Origin of the sequence: Enorma timonensis (genome assembly GCF_000321165.1) — a bacterium.
In the GTDB taxonomy this organism is placed as follows: Bacteria; Actinomycetota; Coriobacteriia; order Coriobacteriales; family Coriobacteriaceae; genus Enorma.
This window is the reverse complement of the sequence record NZ_CAPF01000012.1, coordinates 1-7,238: the sequence shown is the minus strand read 5'-3', so window position 1 is coordinate 7,238 and position 7,238 is coordinate 1. Positions and strand designations below refer to the sequence as shown.

Annotated in this window: 7 protein-coding genes; 3 read left to right on the top strand and 4 right to left on the bottom strand. The window is 70.3% G+C overall.

The window, feature by feature from the left end; all coding sequences use genetic code 11:
* On the bottom strand, positions 1-395 hold a 395-nt coding region (locus BN423_RS00990), incomplete at its 3' end, for a P-loop NTPase family protein (protein WP_019238414.1).
* A gap of 171 nt (positions 396-566) precedes the next feature.
* Here BN423_RS00990 and gltX point away from each other — a divergent pair.
* Positions 567-2,048 carry a glutamate--tRNA ligase gene (gene gltX / locus BN423_RS00985; protein WP_019238413.1) on the top strand — a complete coding sequence of 494 codons (1,482 nt, stop codon included), beginning with the start codon at positions 567-569 and terminating at the stop codon, positions 2,046-2,048.
* A 137-nt stretch (positions 2,049-2,185) separates the two neighbouring features.
* On the opposite strand, the gene pcp is transcribed toward gltX, so the two are convergent.
* From pcp to BN423_RS00970, 3 genes are read right to left on the bottom strand one after another with little or no spacing between them, the layout of a single operon-like run.
* Complete coding sequence (pcp, locus tag BN423_RS00980; protein WP_019238412.1) at positions 2,186-2,833, bottom strand: pyroglutamyl-peptidase I; 648 nt, start codon at positions 2,831-2,833, stop codon at positions 2,186-2,188.
* Positions 2,834-2,867: 34 nt separating this feature from the next.
* Positions 2,868-3,821 (bottom strand): DUF979 domain-containing protein, encoded by a 954-nt coding sequence (locus BN423_RS00975; RefSeq protein WP_232385456.1) that lies wholly within the window; start codon positions 3,819-3,821, stop codon positions 2,868-2,870.
* A 2-nt stretch (positions 3,822-3,823) separates the two neighbouring features.
* Positions 3,824-4,531, bottom strand: a complete 708-nt coding sequence (locus BN423_RS00970) for a DUF969 domain-containing protein (RefSeq protein WP_019238410.1) — start codon at positions 4,529-4,531, stop codon at positions 3,824-3,826.
* Positions 4,532-4,662: 131 nt separating this feature from the next.
* Between BN423_RS00970 and BN423_RS00965 the strand changes: the two genes are divergently transcribed.
* Together BN423_RS00965 and sdaAA are read left to right on the top strand one after the other, a co-directional pair.
* On the top strand, positions 4,663-5,520 hold the full coding sequence (locus BN423_RS00965) for a metallophosphoesterase (protein WP_019238409.1): 858 nt from the start codon (positions 4,663-4,665) through the stop codon (positions 5,518-5,520).
* 44 nt (positions 5,521-5,564) lie between these two features.
* Positions 5,565-7,160, top strand: a complete 1,596-nt coding sequence (gene sdaAA, locus BN423_RS00960; RefSeq protein ID WP_019238408.1) for an L-serine ammonia-lyase, iron-sulfur-dependent, subunit alpha — start codon at positions 5,565-5,567, stop codon at positions 7,158-7,160.
* Positions 7,161-7,238 lie beyond the last annotated feature (78 nt).

Genomic DNA, 7,238 nt, shown 5'->3' with positions numbered 1-7,238 from the left:
GCCGCGCCCACGGCGGCGAGGAGCGGCAGGACATCGGGGTCGGCGCGGTGGAGGCGCGCCTCCTGCGCCGCGAGCTCCTCGACCGTGAGGCCCTCCTCGACGGGTGCGACGCGCTCGAACACGCCGAGCCCCACCTGGGCGGACACCGCGCCCGGAGCGTGCAGCCCGCCACGTGCCGGGAGCGCGGCCCCGAGCACCTCGAGCGAGCCGGACGTCGGGCGCACGAGGCCAGCCACGGCGAGCAGCGCGTCGCGCGCCGCCTCGTGCGTGGACGAGAGCAGCGCGAGCACCTCGCCCGCCCGCACCTCGAACGAGGCGAACTCGAACGAGCGATACGTATGCCTCACATATGAGATGTCGTGCGCGCGCACGACGATGCCGTCATCTTGAGCCACGCGGCCTCCTCGACCGGGCGCGCCGCCATGCGCGAGCGTGCGGCGCGCGAACCTTTATCCCTACCTTAGTACCCTATTTTGGCACGGAATGGCCACACGCCCCGCATTCTTCTATGCCGTATAATGCTGAGCTGTTCCAAGCGACCTACCGGCAGCAGATAAGGAGCAGCCATGACCTCACCCGTCCGCGTCCGCTTCGCCCCCTCACCCACGGGCAAGCTCCACATCGGCGGCGCGCGCACCGCGATCTACAACTGGGCGTTCGCCCGTTCGAACAACGGCACGTTCATCCTGCGCATCGACGACACGGACCCGACGCGCTCGACCGACGAGAACACCCAGATCATCCTGCGCGCCATGCGCTGGCTCGGCCTCGATTGGGACGAGGGCCCGGAGGTGGGCGGCCCGTGCGGCCCGTACGCGCAGACGGAGCGCCTCGACCTCTACCGCGAGGCCGCCGAGCGCCTGCTCGCCGAGGGCAAGGCCTACCCCTGCTTCTGCACGCCCGAGCAGCTCGAGGCCGACCGCGAGGCCGCCCGCGCCCGCAAGGACCCCTTCCAGGGCTACCAGCGCCGCTGCCGCAACATCCCGGCCGACGAGGCCCGTGCGCGCATGGAGGCCGGCGAACCCTACACCATCCGCATCAAGGTGCCCGAGGACCGCGGCGACGTGGTCATCGAGGACGCCGTCCACGGCCGCGTGGTGTTCGACGCCAAGGAGCTCGACGATTTCGTGATCTTCCGCTCCGATGGCACGCCCACCTACAACTTCACCACGGTGGTGGACGACGCCGCCATGGGCATCACGCACGTGATCCGCGGCGACGACCACCTCTCGAACACCCCGCGCCAGGTCATGGTGTACGAGGCCCTGGGCGCGCCCGTGCCCGTCTTCGCGCACATCTCGATGATCCTCGGCGCGGACGGCAAGAAGCTCTCGAAGCGCCACGGCGCGACGAGCGTAGAGGAGTACCGCGACGCGGGCTACCTCTCGGACGCCTTCGTGAACTACCTGGCGCTGCTGGGCTGGTCGCTCGACGGCGAGACCACGATCATCCCGCGCGACGTGCTCGCGAGCCGTTTCTCGCTCGACCGCATCTCGAAGAACCCCGCGACCTTCGACCCCAAGAAGCTCGACTGGATGAACGCCGAGTACATCAACGCCATGGACGACGATACGTTCACCGAGCAGATCATGCTGCCCGCGCTCGAGGCGGCGGGCGCGAGCGCCGCGCGCGAGGCGCACCCGGACGCCTGGTGGAGCCTGCTCGCCAGCATCGTGCGGCCGCGCACGAAGATGCCCGCGGACGCCGCGCAGGTGGCCGCGCCCATCTTCGCCACCGCCGACACGCTCGCCTATGACGAGAAGTCCGTGGCGAAGGGCCTCGCGAAGGAGGGCATGGGGACGGTGCTCGATGCCGCGCGCGTGGCGCTCGGCACGCTTCCCGCCGACGCCTGGCACGCCGCCGAGATCGACGCCGCGCTCGAGCCCCTGCCCGAGACGCTCGACCTCAAGAAGCGCGTCGTGTTCCAGGCCGTGCGCGTGGCGGTGTGCGGCACCATGGTGAGCCCGCCCCTCGGCGAGACCATGGAGCTCGTCGGCCGCGACGACTGCATGGCGCGCATCGATCGCGCCCGCGGCATGGCGCTCTAGAGGCAGCGCGCCGCGCAGCGAGACGCGTGAGACAACGAGGCGGGGTCGGTGCCATTCCGCGCACCGACCCCGCCTTCGTTCTTATGTACGCGACGACAAGCGTCGCCGAGCCGCCGGGCAGCGCCCCGGAGCGTCGCCTAATGCTCGCGGCCGCCCGCGCCCGCGATGTCACCCTCGGGATGCTCCACGATCGCCTCGATGGCGCAGGTAAGGCCTGCGACCATGGTCTCGATCGGCAGCGAGGCCGTGCCCTCGGCGAGCGGCGCGGCCTGCTCGGTGGCATAGGGCACGTGGATGAAGCCGCCGCGCATGGCGGGATACTCGGTGGCGCACAGGTGGAGCACCGCGTAGAGCATCTCGTTGCAGCAGAACGTTCCCGCCGTGTACGACACCGCGGCGGGGATGCCCGCCGCGCGCATCTTCTCCACCATGGCGTGCACCGGCAGCGTCGTGAAGTAGGCGTCCGGGCCGCCCTCGACGATGGGCTGCGCGAGGGGCTGGTTGCCCTCGTTGTCCGGGATGCGCGCGTGCGCGTAGTTGATCCCCACGAACTCGGGCGTGATGTGCGTGCGGCCGCCCGCCTGCCCGATGCAGAGCGTCACGTCGGGCTCGTGCTCGGCCACCGCGGCGCGCAGCACCTCGATGTCCTTGCCGAAGACGACAGGCAGCTCCGCGCGGACGATCGACGCGCCCGCGATGGTGTCCGGCAGGCGGCGCACCGCCTCGAGCGCCGGGTTGATGGCCGCGCCCTCGAAGGGCTCGAAACCGGTGACGAGAATCTTCATGGTCTGCTCCTACTCTCTCAGCGGACGCGCGGCGCTACGCGAGCACGATCATGTACACGATCTGCACCGCGAGCATGACGAGCGCGATGGGTATCTGCTTCTTGATCACGCCGTTGTTGTCCTTCATGTCCAGGATGGCGACGGGCACCATGTTGAAGTTCGCCGCCATGGGCGTGCAGAGCGTGCCGCAGTACCCGCACGTGAGCGCTATGCTGCCCACCACGACCGGGTCGGCGCCGAGCGCGAGCACGAAGGGCGCGCCCACGCCGACGGTCATGACGGTGATGGCCGCGAACGCGTTGCCCATGACCATGGTGAAGACCGCCATCCCGATGCCGTAGACGATGATACCCACGATCATGTTACCCTCGGGAATCACCGACGAAACGATGCCCGAGATGACCTCGCCCACGCCCGCGGCGGTGAAGACCGAGCCGAGCGCGGCGAGCAAGATGGGCAGAAGCGACACCGGACCCACCGCATCGAGCATCCGGCGCGCGTCGTTCAAGAACACGGTCGGCGTGTTCTTCTTCGAATACAGATGCATGATGAGCGCCGCGGCGAGGACGCCCACGCCGATGCCCACGAGCGAGCTCACGGGCGTGAAGAGCGCGAACGCGAGCGCGAAGACGCCGATGCAGAGCGCCGGGATGAAGATCTTCATGCCGATGGCGTGGAAGTTGCCCTCCATCTCGCGCTCCGTCGGGGCGTCGTTCGTGCCGGGCGTCACGCGCTTGAGCACCGCCGGCACGACCATCACGATCACGAGCGCACCGGTGAGCGCGCTCGGCAGCCAGCGGCCCATGATGAAGAGAAAGCCCAGGATGCCCCAGAACAGCGCGCTGCCCACGCGGTGCTCGTTGCCCTCGTCGCGCAGGTTCTTCCACGCGGTGTAGAGCGCCACGATGCCGTTGGCCACGTAGAAGATCTCGAGCAGCTTATCGGAGAGCGTCACGTCGGGGCTCATGTAGAACTCTATGGGACCCATGCTCACTCATCCCCTTCCTCGAACACGTCCGGATCGGGCGAGGCCGCCGCCTGCTTGGCGTAGGCACGGTCGAGCAGCAGGTAGAGCGCGATGGTGAGAACCGTCGCGGTGATCGCGATGGGCACCTGCACGAGCATGAGGTCGATGAGCTCGGTCTGGTAGCCCAGGTCCGCGAGCGTCCCCTGCACGAGCAGGGCGCCGGAGGTTCCCACGAAGAGCATCTGGCCGAAGAACCACGCGACGTTCTCCATGCCCGAGGCCATGCCCTTGATGTTCTCGAGGTACGCCTCGGTCAGCTTGCCGGCGCGGTTCTTCGCCGCCGCCTGCGCCATGGGCATGACGATGGGCCGCACGAAGCCCGCGACGCCGCCGAAGCTCACGTTGAAGGCCGCGAACACCAGGCGGAAGATGCCGTAAAGGCCCACCACCATGCCGGCGCACGCGCTCTTCGCCTTCTGCATGAGGGCGGCGGCCGCCTGCTTCAGGCCGTTGCGCTCGAGCGAGCCCGTCACCACCATGACGATGATGAAGATGGGGATGCTCCGGTTGCTCACGAAGCTGTTGCCCAGGGTCTCGAGGAACTCCATCGGGTTGAGCCCGCCGGCCAGGGCCGTCGCGACGGCGGCGACCATGATGACCAGGATGGAGTCGAGCTTCAGGGCGAAGCCCACCACCAAGATGACGATGCCTATGAGTGTGATGTACTCCATGCCGTCTCCTTCCTTCCGCGCACGGCCGACGGCGCCGGCTCCCCGTTTCGCGGTGTTGTCCGCACGGAATGGTATCTATGATACAAGTAACGCGCGTGCGGTGTCGGAGCACGCGGTGAGGAGGGCGCACCATGGCACGGGAACGGGACATCGAGCGGACGCTCGTCGTGGGCGACATGCACGGCAAAGAGGAGGTCATCCTGCCCCGCGTCGACGCGGCGGTCGAGCGACTCGGCTGCGCGCGCGTCGTGTTCTGCGGGGATTACGTCGACGAATGGCATTCGAGCATCCTGGGCATGCGCGACGCGATGCGGGCGCTGCGCTCCTGGGTGCTCGAGCGGCGCGCAGGCGGGCTCGCGGTCGAGCTCGTGGCCGGCAACCACGACCTGCAGTACCGGCTGCGCGAGCCGGGGCCGGGCACGCACACGGCGCTCTTCGACGAGGTGGCGCTCCTTTTGGACGAGCTCGGCGTGCGCGCCGCGACGGCGGTGGGAGAGGCGCTCGTGACGCATGCGGGCGTGACGCGCGCCTGGGCGAACGACTGCCTCGACCTCGCGGAGGGCACGGATGCGGCGGCCCTCGCCCGCCAGCTCAACGCCCTGCTCGACCATGGCGAGAAGATCTCGCTGCGCATGCTCACCCAGGCGGGCGCGGGGCGCGGCGGCAGGGAGCTGCCGGGGCCGGTCTGGGCGGATCGAGGCGAGCTCTGCGCCGACCCCCTGCCCGGCTTGGACCAGATCGTGGGGCACACGCCCGTGCCCACCGTCGAGGTGCGCCCCATCGATGCCGGGGACGGCGCGCAGGCTCCCGTCCGGCTCGCCTTCTGCGACACGTTCAGCTTGACGAGCCGGCTCTCCCCCATCGGCGACGGCAGCATGCTCGTCGTGGATGGGGCGGGCATGCGCGCCGTGGGCGACGAGGAGCTCGGCCTCCCGCCGTGGAAGCCCGCCGTCTGGGACTGGATGACCACGCGCTTCCACGCGCTTTGATAGAATCCAAGCGACTGATGTATACCAAGATGTGAGGAGTGCCGATGGCGAACGGAAGCGCCACGATGTCCGCGTTCGAGATCCTGGGTCCCATCATGGTGGGTCCGTCGTCCTCGCACACCGCGGGCGCGCTCAGGCTCGCGCAGGTCGCCGCCTCGCTCATGGAGGCGCCCGTCGCACGCGTGCGGTTCGTCCTGCACAACAGCTTCGCGCACACCTACCGCGGCCACGGCACGGACCGCGCGCTCGTCGCGGGCATCCTCGGCCTCGCTACGGACGACGAGCGCATCCGCGACGCGTTCGACCTCGCACGGGAGCGCGGGCTCGCCTTCGAGTTCGTCCGGGGCGCCGACGATACCCACCTGCACCCCAACACCGTCGACATCGAGATGGTCGATGGCGCGGGCGCGTCGTGCTCCGTGCGCGGCGAGAGCCTCGGCGGCGGGCGCGTGCGGCTTTCGCGCATCAACGGCGTGGGCGTGAAGATCACGGGCGAGTACGACACGGTCTTCGTCGCGCACCGGGACGCCCGCGGGGTGCTCGCCGCCCTCACCGTGCTGCTCTCGACCTACGGGCTCAACATCGCGTTCATGCGCACGTACCGCACCGAGCGCGGGGGCGCCGCGTACACGGTGTTCGAGCTCGACGAGCTGCCCCGGGGCAGTCAGCTCGACGCCCTGCTCCAGGCGCTGCGCGCCCACGAGCACGTCGAGGTGGCGACGCTCATCCGCATGCCCGGGACGACGGCCGCGCCCGAATCCGGCGAGCTCGCGCCGAACTTCGCGGACGCGTGGGAGCTCCTTGCCCTCTGCGAGCGGGGCGGCCGCTCCCTCGGCAGCATCGCCCGCGCCCGCGAGGAAGCGCTTCTGGGCGCGGATGCCGCGGCGCAGGCGATGCGGCGCGTCATCGAGATGATGCGCGCCGAGACGACCGAGCCCGTCGAGCACCCCGTGCGCTCGCTCGGAGGCCTCATCGGCGGCGAGGCGGCGCGCGTACATGCCGGGGCGGACCGCTTCGCGGACGGCCTCATGGGGGCGGTCCAGACCGATGCCGTGGCGCGCGCCATGGCGGTGCTCGAGCGCAGCGCCTCGATGGGCGTCATCGTCGCCGCCCCCACGGCGGGATCGGCCGGCATCGTGCCCGGATGCGTCCTCGCCGCGGCGGCGCATCTCGGCGCCGACGACGCCGCGGTCGCCGAGGCGCTCTACGCCGCGGCCGCCATCGGCCTCATCCTCACGTTGAATGCGAGCGTCTCCGGCGCGGAGGGCGGCTGCCAGGCGGAGGTCGGGAGCGCGGCGGCCATGGCGGCGGCGGCGCTCGTGCAGCTCTTCGGCGGGACCCCGGAGCAGGCGCTCGACGCCGCGTCGCTCACCCTCGCGAACCTCCTCGGCCTCGTGTGCGACCCGGTCGGCGGCCTCGTCGAGGTGCCCTGCCAGGCGCGCAACGCCATTGGGACGGCCGCGGCGTTCTCGTCCGCCCAGCTCGCGCTTTCCGGCGTGCGCCCGCTCGTCCCCTTCGACGAGATGGCCTCCGTCATGCGCAGCGTCGGCGCGGCGCTGCCCGCGAGCCTGCGCGAGACGGCGCAGGGCGGCATCGCCCAGGCACCGAGCGCCTGCCGTGCCTGCACCGGCTGCGCCTGACGGCCGGATGTAAAAATACCCCAGGGGTTATTTTACATGGGTCGCGTGGGGGGACTGCGGACGTTTTCCTGTACACCC

What these genes read in the sequence shown, in the direction of transcription:
- gltX (WP_019238413.1), top strand. Translation starts at nt 567, where the DNA reads ATGACCTCACCCGTCCGCGTCCGCTTCGCCCCCTCACCCACGGGCAAG.
- pcp (WP_019238412.1), bottom strand. Translation starts at nt 2,833, where the DNA reads ATGAAGATTCTCGTCACCGGTTTCGAGCCCTTCGAGGGCGCGGCCATC.
- BN423_RS00975 (WP_232385456.1), bottom strand. Translation starts at nt 3,821, where the DNA reads ATGGGTCCCATAGAGTTCTACATGAGCCCCGACGTGACGCTCTCCGAT.
- BN423_RS00970 (WP_019238410.1), bottom strand. Translation starts at nt 4,531, where the DNA reads ATGGAGTACATCACACTCATAGGCATCGTCATCTTGGTGGTGGGCTTC.
- BN423_RS00965 (WP_019238409.1), top strand. Translation starts at nt 4,663, where the DNA reads ATGGCACGGGAACGGGACATCGAGCGGACGCTCGTCGTGGGCGACATG.
- sdaAA (WP_019238408.1), top strand. Translation starts at nt 5,565, where the DNA reads ATGGCGAACGGAAGCGCCACGATGTCCGCGTTCGAGATCCTGGGTCCC.